At 72.7% G+C, this 21109-nt stretch carries 20 protein-coding genes; 15 read left to right on the top strand and 5 right to left on the bottom strand.

Annotated features, from left to right (window positions below; genetic code table 11):
• Nucleotides 1-128: 128 nt before the first annotated feature.
• Nucleotides 129-797, top strand: a complete 669-nt coding sequence (locus tag IE178_RS04100) for a DUF305 domain-containing protein (RefSeq protein ID WP_184762138.1) — start codon at nt 129-131, stop codon at nt 795-797.
• A gap of 27 nt (nt 798-824) precedes the next feature.
• Here the strand turns inward: IE178_RS04100 and IE178_RS04105 are convergent, their stop codons facing one another.
• Nucleotides 825-1325, bottom strand: coding sequence for a DUF6214 family protein (locus tag IE178_RS04105; protein ID WP_193511321.1), 501 nt, complete (start codon nt 1323-1325; stop codon nt 825-827).
• A 201-nt stretch (nt 1326-1526) separates the two neighbouring features.
• Between IE178_RS04105 and IE178_RS04110 the strand changes: the two genes are divergently transcribed.
• Nucleotides 1527-2909, top strand: coding sequence for an FAD-dependent oxidoreductase (locus IE178_RS04110; RefSeq protein ID WP_193511322.1), 1383 nt, complete (start codon nt 1527-1529; stop codon nt 2907-2909).
• 45 nt (nt 2910-2954) lie between these two features.
• Here IE178_RS04110 and IE178_RS04115 read toward each other — a convergent pair whose 3' ends face one another.
• Entirely contained in the window at nt 2955-3314 is a 360-nt protein-coding gene (locus tag IE178_RS04115) for an ArsR/SmtB family transcription factor (RefSeq protein ID WP_184762141.1), read from the bottom strand.
• Nucleotides 3315-3440: 126 nt separating this feature from the next.
• Here IE178_RS04115 and IE178_RS04120 point away from each other — a divergent pair, with 126 nt between their 5' ends.
• From IE178_RS04120 to IE178_RS04145, 6 genes are all read left to right on the top strand, one after another.
• On the top strand, nt 3441-4520 hold the full coding sequence (locus tag IE178_RS04120) for an NADH:flavin oxidoreductase/NADH oxidase (RefSeq protein WP_193511323.1): 1080 nt from the start codon (nt 3441-3443) through the stop codon (nt 4518-4520).
• A gap of 277 nt (nt 4521-4797) precedes the next feature.
• On the top strand, nt 4798-5601 hold the full coding sequence (locus tag IE178_RS04125; RefSeq protein WP_193511324.1) for a pectate lyase: 804 nt from the start codon (nt 4798-4800) through the stop codon (nt 5599-5601).
• Between the two features lie 470 nt (nt 5602-6071).
• A complete protein-coding gene (locus IE178_RS04130) occupies nt 6072-7226 on the top strand; it encodes a WD40/YVTN/BNR-like repeat-containing protein (protein WP_193511325.1) in 1155 nt (384 codons plus the stop codon).
• A gap of 73 nt (nt 7227-7299) precedes the next feature.
• On the top strand, nt 7300-7977 hold the full coding sequence (locus IE178_RS04135) for a uracil-DNA glycosylase (protein ID WP_184762145.1): 678 nt from the start codon (nt 7300-7302) through the stop codon (nt 7975-7977).
• Nucleotides 7974-8990: an N-acetylglucosamine kinase gene (locus tag IE178_RS04140; RefSeq protein WP_193511326.1), complete on the top strand. Its 1017-nt coding sequence runs from the start codon at nt 7974-7976 to the stop codon at nt 8988-8990. The genes IE178_RS04135 and IE178_RS04140 overlap by 4 nt, the downstream gene beginning before the upstream one ends.
• Nucleotides 8991-9074: 84 nt before the next feature.
• Complete coding sequence (locus IE178_RS04145; protein ID WP_184762147.1) at nt 9075-9998, top strand: sirohydrochlorin chelatase; 924 nt, start codon at nt 9075-9077, stop codon at nt 9996-9998.
• A gap of 117 nt (nt 9999-10115) precedes the next feature.
• Here IE178_RS04145 and IE178_RS04150 read toward each other — a convergent pair whose 3' ends face one another.
• The gene (locus IE178_RS04150; RefSeq protein WP_193511327.1) at nt 10116-11147 is read right to left on the bottom strand and encodes a lactonase family protein; all 1032 of its coding nucleotides are present in this window, start codon (nt 11145-11147) and stop codon (nt 10116-10118) included.
• 110 nt (nt 11148-11257) lie between these two features.
• Nucleotides 11258-12745 (bottom strand): FUSC family protein, encoded by a 1488-nt coding sequence (locus tag IE178_RS04155; protein ID WP_184762149.1) that lies wholly within the window; start codon nt 12743-12745, stop codon nt 11258-11260.
• A gap of 267 nt (nt 12746-13012) precedes the next feature.
• Here IE178_RS04155 and IE178_RS04160 point away from each other — a divergent pair, with 267 nt between their 5' ends.
• The 4 genes from IE178_RS04160 (at nt 13013) to IE178_RS04175 (ending at nt 18011) form a co-directional block, all read left to right on the top strand.
• Complete coding sequence (locus IE178_RS04160; RefSeq protein ID WP_184762150.1) at nt 13013-13489, top strand: Lrp/AsnC family transcriptional regulator; 477 nt, start codon at nt 13013-13015, stop codon at nt 13487-13489.
• A 20-nt stretch (nt 13490-13509) separates the two neighbouring features.
• A complete protein-coding gene (locus IE178_RS04165; protein ID WP_184762151.1) occupies nt 13510-14205 on the top strand; it encodes an HAD family hydrolase in 696 nt (231 codons plus the stop codon).
• Nucleotides 14206-14346: 141 nt separating this feature from the next.
• Nucleotides 14347-17169, top strand: a complete 2823-nt coding sequence (locus IE178_RS04170; RefSeq protein ID WP_193511328.1) for a beta-L-arabinofuranosidase domain-containing protein — start codon at nt 14347-14349, stop codon at nt 17167-17169.
• 92 nt (nt 17170-17261) lie between these two features.
• Nucleotides 17262-18011, top strand: a complete 750-nt coding sequence (locus IE178_RS04175; protein WP_193511329.1) for a DUF4142 domain-containing protein — start codon at nt 17262-17264, stop codon at nt 18009-18011.
• A gap of 18 nt (nt 18012-18029) precedes the next feature.
• Here IE178_RS04175 and IE178_RS04180 read toward each other — a convergent pair whose 3' ends face one another.
• Nucleotides 18030-18785: a LysR family transcriptional regulator substrate-binding protein gene (locus IE178_RS04180; protein WP_193511330.1), complete on the bottom strand. Its 756-nt coding sequence runs from the start codon at nt 18783-18785 to the stop codon at nt 18030-18032.
• A gap of 123 nt (nt 18786-18908) precedes the next feature.
• Here IE178_RS04180 and IE178_RS04185 point away from each other — a divergent pair, with 123 nt between their 5' ends.
• The 3 genes from IE178_RS04185 (at nt 18909) to IE178_RS04195 (ending at nt 21103) form a co-directional block, all read left to right on the top strand.
• Nucleotides 18909-19301, top strand: coding sequence for a DUF5997 family protein (locus tag IE178_RS04185; RefSeq protein ID WP_193511331.1), 393 nt, complete (start codon nt 18909-18911; stop codon nt 19299-19301).
• Between the two features lie 127 nt (nt 19302-19428).
• Nucleotides 19429-19917, top strand: a complete 489-nt coding sequence (locus IE178_RS04190; RefSeq protein WP_184762156.1) for a hypothetical protein — start codon at nt 19429-19431, stop codon at nt 19915-19917.
• Between the two features lie 100 nt (nt 19918-20017).
• Nucleotides 20018-21103 carry a DNA polymerase III subunit beta family protein gene (locus IE178_RS04195; RefSeq protein WP_193511332.1) on the top strand — a complete coding sequence of 362 codons (1086 nt, stop codon included), beginning with the start codon at nt 20018-20020 and terminating at the stop codon, nt 21101-21103.
• Nucleotides 21104-21109 lie beyond the last annotated feature (6 nt).

Consider the following 21109-nt stretch of genomic DNA (forward strand, 5'->3'; position numbering starts at 1 on the left):
GGGCAACACCCTTGCAACACAGTTTTTTGATCAAAGTTGCACGGAAGCGTGCTAGGACGGTCGTCGACACTCACGAGGTGTCGTACACCCCTCCCCGGAGGGGGCACCCCCAGTCACAGGAGGTCCTTGTGCACTACCGCCGTGTGTCCCGTGTGTCCGTCGCCGCGGCCGGACTGACCGCTCTGGCCGTACTCGGGCTCGCGGCCTGCGACTCCGACACGGACGACGCCGAGTCGGGCGCCGCGACCGGGCCTTCGGTCATCGTGCCGGGCGGACCCGGCGAGGCGAACCGGACCCTGTCGGCCGAGGAGGCCGCCCAGCAGCGCACGGAGGACGACTCCCCCAACTCCGCCGACGTGTCCTACGCGCGGATGATGATCGTGCACCACACACAGGCCCTCGAGATGACCGGACTCGTACCGGACCGTGCCGAGTCGTCGAAGATCGTCAAGCTGGCCGAGCGCATCGCCGCCGCGCAGCAGCCGGAGATCAAGGCGATGCAGGGCTGGCTGAAGAGCCATGACAAGCCGGAGCAGGACGACGCACACGGGCACGGGCACGACCACGCGACGATGCCCGGAATGGCCACGCAGGCTCAGCTGAAGCAACTGCGCGCGGCCGACGGCGAGGCCTTCGACCAGCTCTTCCTCACCCTGATGATCACCCATCACCAGGGGGCGATCACCATGTCCACCGAGGTGAAGGGGCAGGGCAACAACATCCGGATCGAGGAGATGGCGGACGACGTGGTCGCCCAGCAGACGAGCGAGATCAGCCGGATGCGCGACCTGCTGTGAGTGTGCGCCGGCCGTGAACCGGCCCGCTCAGCGCCGGGCGTGGCGCGGGGACAGCAGCCCCGCGTCGCGCGTCCGGCCGATGAGCCTGAGTGCCCCGCGCCGGCTGTACCCCGTCTCGTCCATCACGGCGAGAACCGGATCGGTGCCCCGATCCTGGGCCGTGCGGTACGCCCGCGCCACGAGCCGCCACTGAGTCCCCCGCTGGCGGGCGGAGCGGTCCCGGTGCGCGCCCGTGCCGGCCCCGTCCCCCGGGCCCGGCTCGGACCCGGGATCCGCCTCGGCCCCGCAATCCGGCTCGGCCTCGGCGCCGCAGGCCCGGGCCAATGGCCCCTCGATCCAGTCGGCGAGCACGGCCAGGTCCTCCAGGGCCAGCGCCGGCCGGGCCCGCACGTCCTCCACGCAGACCCACCCCTCGCACACCGTCGCGAGCACGTCGATGCGGGCCCCGTCGCCGAAGGTCAGCCGCACATGGAGCCACCGGGTGGCCCGCTCCCCCTCCCGCACCTCCCACGCGGGCCACACGGACACCGCACCCTCCGCCGGAGAGCGATCGGAAAGCTGAAGAACAGATGCGTCGGGCACACACGCAACGTAACGGTGTGATCAGTTTCCCTCCGCGGGAACACGCACCCCGACCGGCGGACGGCACCCTGTCAGCGGAGCGCGGACGGTGCCATGCTGGAGACATCAGCGATCTCCCGTCGATCCCGCAGGGTGAGGAGTTCCGCCGTGCTGCGTGTCGCCGTCATCGGTTCCGGGCCGAGCGGGTGCTACACCGCCCAGAGTCTCGTCCAGCAGGACCCCGAGGTGCGCGTCGACGTGCTGGACCGGCTGCCGTGCCCGTACGGCCTGGTCCGCTACGGCGTCGCACCGGACCACGAGAAGATCAAGTCCCTCCAGAACAACCTCCGCGCGGTCCTGGAGCACGAGCGGGTGCGCTTCCTCGGCGGCGTGCCGGTCGGGCCGGGCGGGGTGCCGGTCGCGCGACTGCGGCAGCTGTACCACGCGGTGGTGTACTGCGTGGGCGCCGCCACGGACCGGCGGCTGGGGATCCCGGGTGAGGAGCTGCCGGGCAGCTGGTCGGCGACCGAGTTCGTGTCCTGGTACAGCGCGCATCCGGACACCCCCGGCCTCTCGGCTCCGCCCGGACAGGCAGGTACCACCGCCGACGACGGTTTCCTGCGCGGGGTGCGGTCCGTGGTGGTCATCGGCATGGGCAACGTGGCCGTGGACGTCACCCGCATGCTGGCCCGGGGTGCGGCGGAACTGAGCCCGACGGACATGCCGCACGCCGCCCTGACCGCACTCGCGGCGAGCCGGGTGACCCTTCTCCACATGGTGGGCCGGCGCGGCCCGTCCCAGGCTCGCTTCACCACCAAGGAGCTGCGCGAGCTGGGAGCCCTGCCCGACACCGGCGTCGCCGTGGATCCGGCCGAGTTGGCGCTGGATCCGGCGTACACGGATCCCTCCGCGCTGCCCGCGGCACAGCGCCGTAACGTCGAGGTGCTGCGCGGCTGGGCCGGGGCACCGGAGCCGGGCACCCGGCGCCTGATCCGCCTGCGTTTCTTCCTCCGCCCGGTCGAAGTGATCGCCCGGGACGGGCGCGTGGGCGCGGTGCGCTTCGAGCGGACGGTGCCGGACGGGCACGGCGGCGTCAGCGGCACGGGACGGTTCGAGGAGATCGAGGGGCAGCTGGTGCTGCGCTCGGTGGGGTATCGCGGGGTGCCGCTGGAGGGGCTTCCGTTCGACCCGGCCTCCGGCACGGTGCCGCATCTTTGCGGGCGGGTGCTGCGCGCGGACGCCGTGGCCCCGGGCGAGTACGTGGCGGGCTGGATCAAGCGGGGTCCGACCGGCGTCATCGGCACGAATCGGCCGTGCGCGAAGGAGACGGTGACCTCCCTGCTGCAGGACGCGGCCGTCCTCCTCGGACGCGACCTGCCCGGCGACCCGTTGGCGGCCCTGCGGGCCGAGGGCATCGATCCGGTGGAGTGGACGGGCTGGCAGGCGATCGAACGCGCCGAGGCGGAGCTGGGCGCCTCACTCGGCCGCAGCACCGTCAAACTCCCCGACTGGGAATCCCTCCTGGCGGCGGCACGAGCAGCCGGCACGTGAGCCCGCCGCGGGCCCACCCGGTCCCCTCGGAGCGGGCGGGCCCGGTCAGTTGCCGAGCCGGCGACCGGCCTGGCGGCCGGCGGCGGTGAGCACGCAGTCGAGCAGGCCGGGGAAGAGGTCGTCCAGGTCGTCCCGGCGCAGACCGTTCATCTTGGCGGTGCCCTCGTAGATCTGCCGGATCACGCCGCTCTCTCGCAGCACCCGGAAGTGGTGCGTGGTGGTCGACTTGGTGACCGGCAGGTCGAAGTGCGAGCAGGAGAGCGCGACGCCCTCGTGCGCGAGCTCGCGGACGATGCGCAGCCGCACGGGGTCGGAGAGCGCGTGCAGCACGCCCTCCAGCCGGATCTCCTCGCGCGCCGGGTGCGGCAGGTCGCGCGTGCTGGGGGCGGGGGCGGCGGTCGTCACGGCGGCTCCACATTCGGTCCGGGAGTGCTCATTGTACGAGATCCATCGTAGTTTGACATCCGCCTTACTACGATGGCTATCGTACGAGCCGCACCGCCCCCTGGCCCCCACCGAATGGAGCACGCCGTGAGCACGCTGTTCGAGCCGTACACCCTGCGCGATGTGACGATCCCCAACCGGGTGTGGATGCCGCCGATGTGCCAGTACTCGGCCGCACCCGAGGGTCCCGGGGCCGGCGCGCCCGTCGACTGGCACTTCGCGCACTACGCGGCCCGCGCGGCCGGCGGCACCGGACTCATCGTCGTCGAGGCCACCGCCGTGTCGCCCGAGGGCCGCATCTCGCCGTACGACCTCGGCATCTGGAACGACACCCAGGTCGAGGCCTTCCGCCGGATCACCCGCTTCCTCGTCTCGCAGGGCACCGTCCCCGCCATCCAGCTCGCGCACGCCGGACGCAAGGCGTCGACCGACCGGCCCTGGAAGGGCGGCGCGCCGGTCGGACCGCAGGCGCACGGCTGGCAGCCGGTGGCACCGAGCCCGCTCGCCTTCGACGAGCGCCACCCGGTGCCGGACGAGCTGACCGTCGACCGGATCCAGGAGATCGTCGGCCAGTTCCGCGCCGCCGCCCGACGGGCGCTCGCCGCCGGCTTCGAGATCGCCGAGATCCACGGCGCCCACGGCTATCTGATCAACGAGTTCCTCTCCCCGCACTCCAACCACCGCACCGACGCCTACGGCGGCTCGTACGAGAACCGGACGCGCTTCGCGCTCGAGGTCGTCGACGCCGTGCGCGAGGAGTGGCCCGACGACAAGCCGCTGTTCTTCCGCATTTCGGCCACCGAGTGGCTGGAGGGGTCCGGCTGGACCACGGACGACACCGTCCGCTTCGCCACCGAACTGCACGCCCACGGCATCGACCTGCTCGACGTCTCCACCGGCGGCAACGCCTCCGGCGCCCGCATCCCGACCGGGCCCGGTTACCAGGTCCCGTTCGCCGCGCGGGTGCGCAACGAGACGCCGATGCCGGTCGCCGCCGTCGGTCTGATCACCGACGCCGAGCAGGCGGAGAAGATCCTCGCCAACGGCGAGGCCGACGCGGTGCTCCTCGGCCGCGAGCTGCTCCGCAACCCCTCGTGGGCCCGGCACGCGGCCCGCGAGCTGGGCGGCGAGGTCCATGTGCCGGACCAGTACCACCGCTCGGTCTGACCTCCGCCGAAAGCCGTGCCGGTGGCCCGGGGTGCCTGTCGCGCCCCGGGCCACCGGCATCGGTCATTCCTGGCCGAATGTGATCCACGCGAGGCGTTGACTAGAAAGCGCTTGCCCCCTACGTTCCGTTCAGCAGCGTGACCCGCCCACGCCATCTCGGCGAGACGACCACGCACGCTGAGCACCATGCAGAACGTCGTTCATATACATGACCTTCGGGCGTTCGACAACGGACGCCGGAAGGCCCTGACCCCCACACCCCGACAGAAGGAACGACATGACTTCCGCGACACGACCGCGCGCCCGCAGGCGCGCACTGACAGGCGCACTGGCCACCCTCGGCCTCTCGGTTGGCATGGTCATGACTACGGGAGCGTCCTCGGCCGACGCCGCCACCTGGCCGACCCCGAACGGCAGCGAGGGCGTCTCCTCCACCATCTCCGTGTCCGGCACCAAGGACTACGGAATGAAGCGCCTGTACGGCACCGGCGACCTGGGCTCCGGAGGCCAGGACGAGGATCAGGGCCCGATCCTGCAACTGGCGGACGGCGCGGTCCTGAAGAACGTCATCCTGGGCGCCCCCGCGGCCGACGGCATCCACTGCCAGGGCTCCTGCACACTGCAGAACGTCTGGTGGGAGGACGTCGGCGAGGACGCCGCCACGTTCAAGGGCAAGTCGTCCGGGTCGGTCTACACCGTCAGCGGCGGCGGCGCCAAGGAAGCCAGCGACAAGGTGTTCCAGTTCAACGGCGCCGGAACGCTGAACGTGTCGAACTTCGCGGTGAAGAACTTCGGCACCTTCGTCCGCTCCTGCGGCAACTGCTCCACCCAGTACAAGCGGACGATCAACCTCAACACCATCGAGGTGAACTGGAAGGGCAGCAGGCTCGCCGGCATCAACACCAACTACGGCGACAGCGCGACCCTGCGGAACATCACGATCATCGGGGACAGCAGCAAGAAGATCGTCCCCTGCCAGAAGTACATCGGCAACGACGACGGTGACGAGCCGGACTCCAACGGCTCGGGCTCCGACGGTACGTACTGCAAGTACTCGTCGTCCGACATCACCTACCGGTAGCCCCCCGGGTAGCGGCCGTACGAGGCGTTCCGCGCGGCGTCTCGTACGGCCGGCCGCTTCACGGCGTTCGTGGCACCGCTCACGCGGTGTGCGCTCCGCCCGCGCGTTCATGCCGTCGCCGACCCGCGAGCGCACCTCTCCCGTCACCTCCCGCCGGATGCCCGAGTACGCGGCCCGCGGCGCGGCCCGCAGGGGGACACCGTGTTCACGGGGATCGACGAGGTCGACCGGGCCTCGATGCCGCGCGCCGCACGACAGCGCGGAGGACGCGCCCCGGTCGCTCAGGGGGCCGGCCCCCGCGGCGCCGCCGGGCGGGAGAGGCACGTGCGACGGGATGTGCGGCGCCGTCCACCACCAGGGGGACGTGTACGACTCGACGCCGGCCGGCGTTCCGTTCCTCGTCGTAGCGGGTCGGCGGGCCGCCGCACCGTCCCGACCTGCGGCGCAGTCCGATCCAGAGGTGACTGTCAGTGGCGGGGTGCAGACTGGCCGGTGTCCGAGACGAGGACGTCGACGATGACGTCGCGGAGGTGATCGGCATGACCGAGGTACTGCTCGCCGTGGGCACCCGCAAGGGCCTGTTCATCGGGCGCCGACGGGGTGGCACCTGGGAGTTCGACGAGAGCCCCTACTTCAACGCGCAGGCCGTGTACTCGGTCGCCATCGACACCCGCGGCGCGAGCCCGCGGCTGCTGGCCGGCGGGGACAGCGCGCACTGGGGCCCTTCGGTGTTCCACTCCGACGACCTGGGCCGCACCTGGACCGAGCCGGCCCGGCCCGCCGTCAAGTTCCCCCAGGACACGGGTGCTTCGCTGGAGCGGGTGTGGCAGCTGCACCCGGCCGCGGCCGAACCGGACGTGGTGTACGCGGGTACGGAACCGGCCGCGCTGTACCGCTCGGAGGACCGCGGGGAGACCTTCGAGCTGATCCGGCCGCTGTGGGAACACCCCACGCGTTCGAAGTGGGTGCCGGGCGGCGGCGGTGAGGGTCTGCACACCGTGCTGACCGACGCGCGTGATCCGCGGGCCGTGACGGTGGCCGTCTCCACGGCGGGCGTGTTCCGCACCGTGGACGGCGGCGCCAGCTGGGCACCGTCCAACTCCGGGGTCTCCGCGGTGTTCCTGCCGGATCCGAACCCGGAGTTCGGGCAGTGCGTGCACAAGGTCGCCCGGGACGCGGCGCACCCGGACCGGCTGTACCTGCAGAACCACTGGGGTGTGTACCGCAGCGACGACGCGGGCGGGAGCTGGACGGACATCGGCGAGGGACTGCCGTCGACCTTCGGATTCGCGGTGGTGGCCCATCCCCGTCGCGGTGACACGGCGTATGTGTTCCCGATCAACGCCGACTCCGACCGGGTGCCGGCCGACCGGCGCTGCCGGGTCTTCCGGACGGCGGACGCGGGCGCGAGCTGGGAGCCGCTCACTGCGGGGCTGCCGCAGGAGGATCACTACGGCACGGTGCTGCGCGACGCGATGTGCCACGACGGCGCGGACCCGGCGGGCATCTACTTCGGCAACCGCAACGGCGAGGTGTACGCGTCGGCCGACGACGGTGACAGCTGGCGGCAGTTGGCCTCGCATCTGCCGGACGTGCTGTGTGTGCGGGCCGCGGTCGTCGGATGAGCCGTGACCCGTTCCGGTCCGGTCCTCGCCTTCGGTTGATCACCGCTGCCGTCGCGGCAGTAGGGTGACGCCCGTGGCACCACGACCCTTGAATGAAATCGTCGAAGCGGGCTGGGCGAAGGCCCTGGAACCGGTGGCCGGACAGGTCGCCGGGATGGGGGACTTCCTGCGCGCGGAGATCGCCGCGGGACGCACCTATCTCCCGGCCGGACCGAATGTCCTGCGGGCCTTCCAGCAGCCTTTCGACGACGTACGCGTTCTGATCGTCGGACAGGACCCGTACCCGACCCCGGGGCACGCGGTGGGACTGTCGTTCTCGGTCGCGCCCGAGGTGCGACCGTTGCCCGGCAGCCTCATCAACATCTTCCGGGAGCTGAACACGGACCTGGGCCTGCCCCAGCCGTCGAGCGGTGATCTCACGCCGTGGACGCAGCAGGGCGTGCTGCTGCTCAACCGGGCGCTGACGACGGCCCCGCGCAAGCCGGGCGCCCACCGCGGCAAGGGCTGGGAGGAGGTCACCGAGCAGGCGATACGGGCGCTGGCCGGGCGGGGCAAGCCCTTGGTCTCCATCCTGTGGGGACGTGATGCCCGCAACTGCCGCCCGCTGCTCGGCGATCTGCCGGCGGTGGAGTCGGCCCATCCGTCGCCCATGTCCGCCGACCGGGGTTTCTTCGGCTCCCGCCCCTTCAGCCGGGCCAACGACCTGCTGATCCGTCAGGGCGGCCAACCGGTGGACTGGCGTCTTCCGTGACCGCGCCCACCGGGACCGGTTTCCTCGCCGTCGACTCCGGAGGATCGGGTCTGCGGGTCGTCGTCGGGTCCGGCGGGCGCGGTCCGCTGGCCCGGGGCGCCTCGGACGAACCGGTGCGCACGGGGGCCCGGGGCATCGACCCGGGACACCTCATGGGGCAACTGGTGCCGATGGCACGGGCCTTGTGCGCCGAGGCCCGGGTCGAGCGGCTGGACACGGCCGTCGTCGGTGCGGCCGGGCTGGCCAGTCTGGGGGACGCGCTGCGCGCGGAGCTGCCGGGCGCGCTGGCTCGTGAACTGGGCGTGCGGCGGGTGGCGTTGGCCGCCGACGCGGTCACCGCGTATGTCGGTGCCCTCGGGCCGCGGCCCGGCGCAGTGATCGCCGCCGGTACGGGCATGATCACGATCGGCACCGATCTGACCGGCTGGCGCCGGGCGGACGGCTGGGGGCATCTGCTGGGCGACTGTGGCGGTGGTGCCTGGATCGGGCGGGCGGGGCTGGAGGCGGTGATGCGCGCGTACGACGGGCGGGCGGGCGGTTCCGCGCGGCTGCTGGCGAGCGCCGAGGACATGTTCGGCCCGGCGGCCGGGTTGCCCGGCCTGCTGTATCCGCGTACCGACCGGCCGGCCGTTCTCGCCTCCTTCGCGCCCCGGGTGGGCGCGTGCGCGTCCGACGGCGATCCCGTCGCCGTGGAGATCCTGCGGGCGGCGGCCCGGCACATGGCCGATTCCGCGGCCGCGGTGTGCCCGGCGGCGGGCGAGCCCGTGGTCGGTCTCACGGGAGGCCTGTTCAAGATGGGCGCCGGCCTGCTCGCGCCGCTGGACGAGGAGCTGGCGCGGAGGCTGCCGCGGGCGCGGCGCGTCACGGCCGAGGGGGACCCCCTGCACGGGGCGGTACGCATCGCGGACGACCTCACCACCGGATCCTTCACCCTTCCGGGTGACGAAAAGATGCTGTGCGTGACGAGCCCGACAGGTGAGGGCGTCACCCACGCGGCCGACGCCCGTACGTGACTCTTCAGACAAAAAGGGATGGATACCGCTCACCTGCCCCCTCCCCGAACAGGGGAGCCTAAGAAGCCACTAACATGCCGCAACATGAGCACCCCCACTGGGCCCGCGTCCGGCCTGCCAGTACGAATGCCGCGCCCCCGCCAGCCGGGGCGGCACCGCCGTCCCGAACCCCTGGTGGCTCCCGAGGGCGCGCCCGCGCTCGTCCTCGCCGTGCCGGGTACGCCCAGTAGTGCCACCCGCTCGCTCACCGAAGAGGTCGTGAGCATCGCCCGTTCAGAGCTGCCCGGCCTCGATGCCCGCATCGGCTACCTCGACGGCGACGACGAGGAATACCCCACGCTGCAGTCCGTCCTCACCTACGCGGCCGAGGAGCGCACCGCGCGCTTCGCGCAGGCCCGCGAAGCCGGCATGGACGTCAAGGAGCCCGACGGCCCCGTCGCCGTCGTCGTGCCGCTGCTGGCCGGCCCGGACAGCGCGCTGCTGCGCCAGGTCCGCCAGGCCGTGATGGACAGCCGTGTCGCCGCGGAGCTGACCGATGTGCTGGGCCCGCACCCGCTGCTCGCCGAGGCGCTGCACGTGCGGTTGTCGGAGGCCGGTCTGGCCCGCGCCGACCGTGCCCGCCTGTTCACCGTGGCGACCGCGGCGGACGGCATCATCCTGGCCTCCGTGGGCGGTGACGAGGCCGTGCAGGCGGCCGGGATCACCGGCATGCTGCTCGCCGCGCGCCTCGCGGTGCCGGTGATGGCGGCGGCCCTGGACCAGGAGGGTTCCATCGCCTCCGTGGCCGAGCAGCTGCGCACCTCCGGTTCGCAGCAGCTGGCTCTCGCGCCGTACCTGATCGGGCCCGAGATCGACGCGAGCCTGATCGAGGAGGCCGCGAAGGAGGCGGACTGCTCCGCCTCCGAGGCGCTCGGCCCGTACCCGGCGATCGGCAAGCTGGCCCTGGCCAAGTACACGACGGCCCTGGGCATCGCACCGCAGCAGGCACAGAGCACCCCGGCCCGCTGACGCGACCGGCTCGCACACGACGCCGAATGGGCCCGCTCCGGTTTCCGGGGCGGGCCCTTCGTCATGGGCCGACGGCCCCGGTCAGCCGATGACCAGGGGGCGGCTGCCGGCCACGGGTCAGCCGGTGACCACGCAGGACGCCGCCGGCACCGCGATCGAACCCCTGCGGTGCGGCACCCCCGTGTCCGGGTCCAGCGTGAACCAGGTCACGTCTCCGGAGCGCTCGTTCGCGACGTACAGAACGCCGTGGGACTCGGTGATCGCGCGCGGCCAGTGACCGCCGCACGGGACGGTGGTGAGCGGGGTCAGCGCCGCGCCCTCCCCCTCGACGGCGAACACCGACAGGACGTCCTCGCCGCGGGTCGCGGTCCACACGAAACGGCCGTCGGGCGAGACGGCCAGGCCGGACGGATAGGCGTCACCGGCCGGGGTGCCGGGCAGGACGGGGATCTCGGCGAGCGGCTTGAGCGCGCCGTCGGCGGCGTCCCAGCGGCAGACGACGAGGGTGGGGCTCAGCTCGTTGAGGACGTAGGCGCAGGAACCGCCCGGGTGGAAGGCCAGGTGCCGCGGCCCCGATCCGGGGCGCAGGGCGATCTCCCGGTGCTGCGAGGGAGCGCCGTCGGCGAGGGTGTACACCCGCACGGAGTCCGTACCGAGGTCGACGCCGACCGCCCAGCGGCCGCTCGGGTCGGGCTGCACCTGGTGCGGGTGCGGGCCCTGCTGGCGTTGCGGATGAGGGCCGGAGCCGTCGTGCCGGAGCACCCCGGACACGGACCGCGCGAGGCCGCCGTCCGCGCGGACCGGGACCGCGCTGACACTGCCGGAGCCGTAGTTCGCGGTGAGGACGTGACCGGCGAAGAGGCTGAGGTGGGTGGGCCCGTTCCCGTCCACCGGCACCTCGCGCCCGGCCGGTTCCGGTTCGTTCCCGGTCAGGCGGAAGGCGGCGACGGCGCCCTCGGCCGCCTCGCTGACCGCGTACAGCGTGCGCCCGTCGGGCGAGAGGGCCAGGTAGGACGGGTCGGGCAGGGCGTTCAGGGTGCCCAGGACTCTCAGCGCGCCGGTGCCGGGGTCGATGGACGCGGTGACGATGCCCGGGCCTCCCGCCGCCGTGAACGACCCGATGAACGCCCGTCGCCTGCCGACCGCCACGACTGTCCCCTCTCGTCGCCTACCGAATGGGGGTGACGGTAGCAGTCGATCACGCGAGGTCTAGACCAAAGCACTGCTGAGCGTCACATACCGCCCTCCGGGCCCGGCCTTCAGGCCCCGACGAGCGGGGAGCCGGACGGTGCCCGCAGGGGGGCGGCGAGTTCGGCGAGGGCGCGTTCCAGCCCGTGGAGGTGGGCCAGGGCCGGCTCCGTCGCGGCCGGGGCCGTCCGGACCGCGACGTCACGGCCACCGGTGAGGGCCTCGACCGCGATCTCCACGCGCCGGCAGGCGGCGGTCAGACGGGCGTCGTGCGAGGCCTCCGGGTCGGCCGCGACGGCGACGAGGCCGCGGATCTCCCGGGCGCAGTCGTCGAGCAGGGCGATCACGCGGCGGGCGCGCCGCTTGCGTCCGCGCATGGGGTTGAGGGGATGCACCAGCGGGGCGACCGAGAGCCGTACCCGCGCGAGGAGCCGCTCCAGCTCCGCCACCAGCGGCGCCGGGTCGGCGTCCGCGGTCCCGGCGAGCCGCGCGGCCGTCTCGGCGGTGCAGGCGTGGACACAGCGCAGGGCCCGCTGGATCCAGGCGTCGGTGATGCTGTGGGTGGTCACGGGCACGACGAAGGCCACCGCCAGCGCGGCGCCGAGCGCGCCGACGCCGGTCTCCACGAGCCGCAGCGCCAGCAGACCGGGGGTGAGCACGCCCAGCAGGCCGTAGAGCATGGCGGCGAGCATCGTCACCCAGAGCATCATCCAGGTGTAGGACACGGCGGCCGTGTAGAAGATGCCGAAGACGGCGACGGCGACGACCAGGACCGTGAGCGGCCCGTCCCCGCGCGCGGGAACGGCGACGAACAGCGCGAGCCCGATACCGATGACCGTGCCCAGCACGCGCCGGAAGCCGCGCACCAGGGTCTCGCCCCGGGAGGTGGTGTTGACGAACACCCACCAGGTGGCGCCGACGGCCCAGTACCAGCGCTGCCCGGACACCAGCTGGCCCACGACCAGGGCGAAGCCCGCGCCGGCGGTCGCCTGGATCGCCTGGCGGGTGGTCACGCGGAAGAGCCCGGTGCCACCGGGCGGTGCCGGTACGACGGCCGGGGGCAGGCGGCGTTCGTAGCACCACACCCCGAAGCGCACCCCGGCCGCGGCGAGCACGGAGAGCAGGACGGAGGCGTACAGCTCGGGGAGCTGGCCGGTCCTCGCGTGCAGGAACTGCGCCACGAAGTACGTCATGAAGGCGAAGACACCGAGGCTGTGCCCGCGCGGGCCCCAGCGCCGCGCGTACACGCCCAGCCCGACGACGGCGAGGAAGGTGAGGTCCCGCGCCACCGGGTGGTCGTGCAGCACGGCCGCGACGGCGAGCACCGGCAGCCCGACGGCGGGCAGCAACGCCGTGGTGACGGCCTGCCCGCGGACCGTGGTGTCGGTGACGGTGAACAGGGCGAGCAGCGCGGCGAGCCCACCGGTGACGGCACCGGTGAGCGAGTGGCCGGCCAGGCCGCAGACGACGACGGCCAGCCCGACGCCGAGCACGGCCCGCGTCGCGAAGCGCAGCCGGGTCCGGCCCGGGTCCGGAGCCATGAACACCCTCTTCAGCACCGCTTACCGCCCCCTGGGAATGATGGTGTGCACCGTGGCATGAAAAAGACGCCGCGGGGTCCGCAGCGCCATCGACCTCTCCATATGAGCATCTGCCCCACCGGTGGCTCAACCGACTCCCTCACAGCTGGGCCATTGGCTCGATCCGTGGGGCTGGACGCGACAGTCGGAGTACCAACGGCCGACGACGGGTGGCACAGCGGTCCGGCAGGCACTCGGGCCGTTGGTACAGTCGGAAACGATCACTGGACGAGGAGGCCGGGCGTCATGACCGTCGACGAGCTCGACACCCGCATCCTGCGGCTGCTGCTGGAGCAGCCGCGCACCAGCGTGCGGGAGTACGCCCGGATCCTCGGGGTCGCCCGCGGCACCCTCCAGGCCCGGCTCGACCGCATGGAGCGCGAGGGAGTGATCACCGGGACGGGACCCGTCCTCTCCCCCGCCGCGCTGGGCCACCCCGTGCTCGCGTTCGTGCACATCGAGGTCACCCAGGGGCACCTGGACGAGGTGGGGGACGCGCTGGCCGCCGTACCGGAGATCGTCGAGGCGTTCTCCATCACGGGCGGCGGCGATCTGCTGACCCGGGTCGTGGCGCGCGACGCCGGGCATCTGGAGGACGTGATCCAGAAGCTGATCAGCCTGCCCGGCGTGGTGCGCACCCGTACCGAGATGGCGCTGCGCGAACGCGTCCCGCACCGGCTGCTGCCGCTGGTGGAGTCGATCGGCCGCACGGCCCGGAAGTGAGCCTTGGCATCCTGGAGCCCATGAGCACCCTCGGCACCCTCTCGGTCATCTTCGATCTCGACGGCACGCTCGTGGACAGCGAACCCCACTACTACGAGGCGGGCCGCCGGACCCTCGCCGCGTACGGGGTGCCGGACTTCTCCTGGGCCGAGCACGAGCGCTACGTCGGGATCAGCACGAGGGAGACAATTACCGACTGGCGGGAGAGGTACGGCATCTCCGCATCGGTCGAGGAGCTGCTCGCGGTCAAGAACCGCCGCTATCTGGAGTTGGCCGGCGCCGCCACGCGGGTCTACCCGGAGATGCGCGCGTTCGTCGAACTGCTGGCGGCCGAGGGCGTGCCGATGGCCGTGGCCTCCGGTTCTTCACCCGAGGCCATCGGGGCGATCCTGGCCGGCACGGGCCTGGACGCGCAGTTGCGCATCGTCGTCTCGGCCGACGAGGTCGCGCACGGCAAGCCGGCTCCCGATGTCTTCCTGGAGGCGGCCCGCAGACTCGGCGCGGACCCGGCCGACTGCGTGGTGGTCGAGGACGCCGCCCCGGGCGTCGCAGCCGCCCACGCGGCGGGGATGCGCTGCATCGCGATCCCCTACGTCGCCGCGCAGGCCGACGCCGCCGAGTTCGCCACCGCCGGCCTGCTGCTGCGCGGCGGGCAGGCGGAGTTCACCGCCCGGGCGGCGCGCGCGTGGCTGGCGGACCCCGCAGGGCGTCCCTGACCGGCATCCGCGTCCACGCGTTCTCGGTGAACGTACGCAACCGATCGCTCCTGACCCGTTGACGCCCTCCCGTCCCCTCCCTATCGTCTGGTCGATTGTTCGTACGGCGTTCGAGATACCGAACCGAACAGAGGAGCATCCATGGCACGGCCCCTCTCCAGACGAACCCTCTTCCAGGCCGCCGCGCTGGCGGCGACGGCGACCGCCGTCTCCGCAGCGGCCACCGGGCGCGCCGTCGCCGCGCCGAACGTGCCGGCCACCGATCCCGGCGTACCCGCCGCGTGGACGGTGCGGCCCTTCGGACTGGAGGACGTGGCACTCGGACCGGGTGTCTTCGCCGGCAAACGCCGGCTGATGCTGGACCACGCCCGTGGCTACGACGTGAACCGGTTGCTCCAGGTCTTCCGCGCCAACGCCGGTCTGTCCACCCGGGGCGCGGTCGCCCCCGGCGGCTGGGAAGGGCTGGACGGCGAGGCCAACGGCAATCTGCGCGGTCACTACACCGGCCATTTCCTGACCATGCTGGCGCAGGCGTACCGCGGCACCGGCGAGCAGGTCTTCGCGGACCGGATCGACACCATGGTCGGGGCGCTGACCGAGGTGCGCGAGGCACTGCGGCACGACCCGGCCGTGCTGAGCGCCGGCGGACGGTTCGGGCGCGCGGCGGAGAACGTGCGCGGCTCGTACCGGTACATGGACCTTCCGGCCGCCGTCCTCGCCGACGCCCCGGCGCTCACCCTGTCCGCCTGGGTGCGCCCGGCGCACGACGCCGCCTGGGCAAGGATCTTCGACTTCGGCGACGACACCACCCGCTATCTGTACCTGGCCGCCCGCAACGCGAACGGGGTGCCGCGGTTCGCCGTCACCACCTCGGGGCCGGGCGGCGAGCAGGGCCTCGACGGCACCGCACCGCTGCCGCTCGGCGAGTGGAGCCATCTGGCGGTGACCCTGGCCGACGGCACCGGCACCCTCTACGTCAACGGCACCGCCGTGGCCCGCAACACGGCGATCACGCTGACACCGGCCGCGCTCGGCACCCTCGCCAACAACTGGCTGGGCCGCTCCGCCTTCCCCGCCGACCCGGTCTTCGCGGGCGCGTTCGAGGACGTCAACGTCTTCTCGCGGGCCCTGACCGCCGCCGAGGTCACCGAGTTGCAGGGCCGCCGGGCCGCCGAGGCGTCGACCGGCCGGGGCGACCTGGCGTCGTACGCCTTCGACGAGACAGCGGGCAGCACCTTCGCGGACGGCTCCGGCCGCGGGCTGGACGCCACCCTGCGCCGCACCTGGGGCGCGCCCAGCCATCCGGGTTTCCTCGCCGCGTATCCCGAGACGCAGTTCATCGAGCTGGAGTCGATGACCGGCAGCGACTACACCCGGGTGTGGGCGCCGTACTACACCGCGCACAAGATCCTCAGAGGGCTGCTGGACGCGTATCTCGCCACGGACGACGACCGGGCGCTCGATCTGGCGTCCGGCATGGGCGACTGGATGTACGCGCGGCTGTCCGTGCTGCCGGCGGCCACCCTGCAGCGGATGTGGGGGCTGTTCTCCAGCGGGGAGTTCGGCGGCATCGTCGAGGCCGTCTGCGACCTGCACACGATCACCGGGCGGGCCGAACACGTCGCCCTGGCCCGGCTGTTCGACCTGGACCGGCTCATCGACGCCTGTGCCGCGAACACCGACATCCTGGACGGGCTGCACGCCAACCAGCACATCCCGATCTTCACGGGTCTGGTGCGGCTGCACGACGAGACGGGCGAGGAGCGCTACCTCACGGCCGCGAAGAACTTCTGGGGCATGGTCGTACCGCACCGCGTGTACGCCATCGGCGGCACCAGCACCGGCGAGTTCTGGAAGGCCCGCGATGCGATCGCGGGCACGATCGGCGACACCACCGCCGAGACCTGCTGCGCGTACAACATGCTCAAACTGAGCCGGACCCTGTTCTTCCACGAGCAGGATCCGTCGTACATGGACTACTACGAACGGGCTCTGTACAACCAGGTGCTCGGTTCCAAGCAGGACCGGCCGGACGCGGAGAAGCCGCTCGTCACCTACTTCATCGGCCTGACACCGGGTCATGTGCGCGACTACACGCCCAAGCAGGGGACGACCTGCTGCGAGGGCACCGGGTTGGAGAGCGCCACGAAGTACCAGGACTCGGTGTACTTCGCGAAGGCCGACGACAGCGCCCTGTACGTCAACCTCTACAGCGCCTCCCGGCTGACCTGGGCCGGGAAGGGCGTCACGGTCACCCAGAGCACCCGCTATCCGGAGGAGCGCGGCAGCACGCTCACCATCGGCGGCGGTCCGGCCTCCTTCACGCTGCTGCTGCGCGTGCCGTCCTGGGCGACCGCCGGATTCCGGGTGACCGTCAACGGACGTGCCGTGCCGGGGACTCCGGTTCCCGGCCGCTACTTCGGTGTCTCGCGGACCTGGCGCGACGGCGACACCGTACGGATCTCCGTGCCCTTCCGGCTGCGGGTGGAGCAGGCCCTCGACGACCCCACCCTGCAGGCGCTGTTCCTCGGCCCGGTCCATCTGGTCGCCCGTCGACCGGGGCCCGCCGCGGTGCGGTTCGGGCTGTACCGCAACGCCGGCCTCTCCGGCGATCTGCTGCCCTCCCTCTCCCCGGTCCCGGACAAGCCCTTGCACTACACACTGGACGGCGTCGAGCTGGCGCCCTTCTCCGAGGGGACCGAGGACCCGACGCACGCCTACTTCCGTCGCTCGGAGCCGCGTGTGATCTTCGGCGTGTCCGACTCCGGCGTCGCCAACCCCGCGCGCGGCGACGGCACGACACTGCTCGACGAGATCTGGGCGGGAGCGCCCTTCAGCGGCAAGGGCGCGCTGGTGACACGGGTGCGCTCCACCGTGGATGCCTGGGTGTCCGCCGCTTCGCTGAGCCGCGCCGACGGCGACAAGGTGGTGAGGACGGCCGGGGAGGCCACCTACGCCGGCTGAGACGGGCCGGAAAATCTTTCCCGAACGGTGATTGTCCCGCGCCCCGCGTCCGTACTTCCTGCTGTTGGGCCGTTCATATCCCAGGAGGCACGATGCGCATCTCGCGCAGCACGGCAGGAACCGCGTTCGTGGGCGGAGCCATGATCCTCACCCTCGCCGCGCTCGCCTATCCCACCATGCTGGGCGTACAGAACACATCGACCAAGCAGGACCGGGTGGTCGCCAACACCAACTACGGCCCGCTCACCGAGGCGGACCGTGACTTCGTGGTGAAGGTGCGCGCGGCCGGGCTGTGGGAGCACCCGCTGGGGCTGCTGGCGATGGAGCGGGGTACGACGCCCGAGATGAAGGAGGCGGGAGAGCACCTGGTCGTCGGTCACGGCAGGCTCGACGACACCTGCCGCAGGATATCCCTCGAACTGGGCATCACGCTGCCGAACCAGGCCTCGCCCCAGCAGCAGGGATTCGTGGCGACCGTGCAGTCCGCCGCCGGCAAGGAGTTCGACTCCACGGCGGTGAACATCATGCGCGTGACCCACGGCCAGATCTTCCCGGCCATCGCCAAGATCCGGGCCAACACCAGGAACACCCTGGTGCGGCAGCTGGCCGACCAGGCCAACGACACGGTGCTCGACCACATCACGGTGCTGGAGAGGACGGGCCTGGTCAATCACGAGCAGGTCAACTTCCAGCAGACCAGCCCGCCCAAGATGCCGCAGGAGCAGGTGACCCCGCCGGCGCCGCAGGCGGGCGCGCCGGTCCTCGTGCTGAAGATCCCCGAAGGGCTGGAGGACCTGAACACGGCCTCTCCGGCGCCGTCGCCGTCTCCGACGGTCGGATAGGACGGCGGGCCCGCACGGTCACGACCTGCGGCGGGGCTTGCCCCGCCGCGGGGTCTTGGCCGTGCCGCCGGTGGCTCCCCGGCGGCTCCGGCCGGCTGAACCGCCGGCCGGCTGCTGCTTTTGGGCTCCGCTCCGCTCGCGCTTCTCCTGTGCCGGCTGCTGCTTGCGGCCGCGGGTGCTGTTGACGGTCCGGCCGCGGACGATGCCGATGAAGTCCTCGACCCGCTCCGTCGTCGCCGCCTCGGGCCAGGCCAGCGCCACGCTCGACTCGGGAGCCGCCACGAGCGGCCGGTGGGTGAGGTCCTTGCGGTGGTGCAGCCGGGCCAGGGACAGCGGTACGACGAGCACGCCGATCCCGGCCGCGACGAGTTCGATCGCGTCGGCGGTGGTGGCGGGGCGTTCGAGGGCGGGCCGTCCCGGCAGGCCGTCCCAGACGAGGACGTCGTCGAGGGGGTGCAGCACGATGTCGTCGGCCAGGTCCTCCAGGGACACCGTGTCGACCGCCGTGACGAGATGGTCCCTGGGCACCACGACGACCGTCTGCTCGGTGTAGAGGGGGATCGCGCTGAGGACCGTACGGTCGACGGGCAGCCGGACGAGGCCCGCGTCGGCGTCCCCGGCCAGCAGCAGCCCCTGTGCCGTCGCGGCGGGCACCTGCGTGAGGGTCAGCGGGACGTCGGGCAGCCGCTCCTTCCAGACGCGCACCCATTTGTCGGGCATCACGCCGGGTACGTACACGAGCCGGAACGAGGGGGGGACTTCCGAGCCTGTCACCGGGCCAGGTTACCGGCCGTGGTCGGCGGCCGTGGTCGGCGGTACCGCTCGACGGCCGTGGTCGGCGGTCGCGCTCGACGGCCGTGGTCGGCGGTCGCGCACACGGTCGATACCCTGGACGCCATGACGTCGCACCAGAGCACCCAGACGATGAAGCCCGCGACCGCGGCGAAGAAACTGGGTGTGTACCTCGAGGCCACCCCCGCCGAGTTCCGGGAGGGGTCCGTCTCACGCGCCGAGCTGAACGCGCTCCAGGCGGATCCGCCGCAGTGGCTCACGGACCTGCGGCGCGACGGCCCGCACCCCCGCCCGGTGGTCGCGGCCAAGCTGGGCGTCTCCATCGCCGGTCTCGCGCGCGGCGGGGTCACCGAGCCCCTCACCACCGAGCAGATCGAGACACTGAAGCGGGAACGTCCCGAGTGGCTGGAGCGGGAGCGCGCCACCCAGGCCGAGGTCCGCAAGGAAGCGGCCCGCATCAAGCAGCGGGACGCGGAGCGCGCGCAGCGCGGCGACTGACCCCGGCGGGCTCCGAAAGACGAGAACGCCAGCCCGCGCCACCCTTCCGGCGGGTAGAAATATCTACCAGCATGGCCGTACAGCACGCGTCCGCAGGGGCGCAGCCGATCCTGCGCGGGGTGGGGACATGCACAGCGCCATGTGGAAGCAGGCCGTCGAGTGGCTGGCCGCGGCGGCCACGGACCCACAGGAGTGCAAGCGTGAGTGGGACCACGGCAAGGGGACGGCGCTGCTCGCGGCGGGACGGTACTGGGACGTGCTCAGCGTGCCCGACCGCCTCGGGCTGCTCGCCCTGGACGTCCTGTGGAGCGATCCCCTGAAAGTGCTCGGGCCCACGCTGGTGGATGTCACGGCCCGCAGAGTGGGGTTCTTCCTGCCGCCCGATCCGGTCAGCGAGTGGGTCGGGTTCGGGGTGCGGCACGTCGGCCGGGGGTCCTGGGTCGCCGTGCCTCCGCCGTACCGGCCCGCCGGCCGCCTGGAGTGGCTGGTGCCGCCGGACGGCACCGGCACCCTGCACGCCCCCGGTCCGCTCGAACTGGCCCTGGGCAAGGCGACCGGGACGCTCGCCGTCCTGGCTCCGGCCGGCGCGGAGCCGACGGGGCCGGACCGCTGGTGACCGCGTGAACCACGCGCGGTGACCGCTCGTCGGGCCGGGCCGGGCCCGGGTTGACCCTCGACCTTGTCGAGGGACCAGGGTCGCGGGTGTGGAGAGCGAGATGCGCAGCATTGGTGAGATGGCCCGGGACAGCGGACTGGGCGTGAGCGCCCTGCGGTTCTACGACCGTGCCGGTGTCCTGGTCCCCGACCGGGTGGATCCGGTCAGCGGCTACCGCTGGTACGCCCCCGGGCAGCTCGACGAGGCACGGCTGCTGGCCCGCCTGCGCCGGGCCGGGATGCCGCTGGCGGACATCCGGCTGGTGCTGGCCGGCTGGGCCGGCGCGGAGACCGACCTCGTACGACAGCTCCTCGACGCGCATCTGCGGCGTCTGGAACAGGGGCTGTCCGAGGCGCGCGCCGAGTTCTCCACGCTCCGAGCCCTACTCGACGACAGGGAGAACCCCATGACTTCGCCTCGCACCGCCACTCCGGTCCGGCTGTCCGTCCCCGGCCCCGAACTGGCCGCGGCGCTGGACGCGGTCCGTTTCGCGGCCGGCACCGACCCGGAACTGCCGATGCTCGGCGGGATCCTGTTCGACGTCGAGGGCGACGCCCTGCACCTCGTGGCCACCGACCGGTACCGGATGGCCGTCGCGCGCACCGCCGCCGACGGACACGGTGGGCCCCGCGTCCAGGTCACCGTGCCCCTGGCGCTCGCCGACGCGATGCGGGCGCTGCTGGACGGCGAGGAACAGGTCCGGCTCGCCGTGGACGGTGACCGCGTGACCCTGGAGGCCGGGGACCGGCAGACGGCGGGCCAGTGCCTCGGCCACGACTTCCCCGACTACCGGCGCCTCGTCCGTCTCCCGGCCGGACGGCGCGCCCTGGTGGACGTGCCGGCCTTCCGGGAGGCGGTGCGCACCGGCCCCGTCCGCGCGGGCGAGGTGCGCGAGCAGGACGGGGTGTCCTGCGACCTCAGCGTGCTGCAGGTGTCGGACGACGGCTCGGTCGCCCTCGTCGGGGACGGTGCCGACGGCCGGGACCTGGTCGCCGTCAACCGCGCGTTCCTGCTGGACGCGCTCGCCGCGGGAGCCGGCGACCGGCTGGTCCTCGAGTTCGGCGCGCCGACCGCGCCCCTGGCGGTCCGCCGGCCGGACGACGAGCACACGTTCTCGCTGCTGATGCCGGTGCGGCTGGACAACTAGGGTCGG

The sequence above is a fragment of the Streptomyces griseoloalbus genome, from assembly GCA_014650015.1.
GTDB lineage: Bacteria > Actinomycetota > Actinomycetes > Streptomycetales > Streptomycetaceae > Streptomyces > Streptomyces griseoloalbus.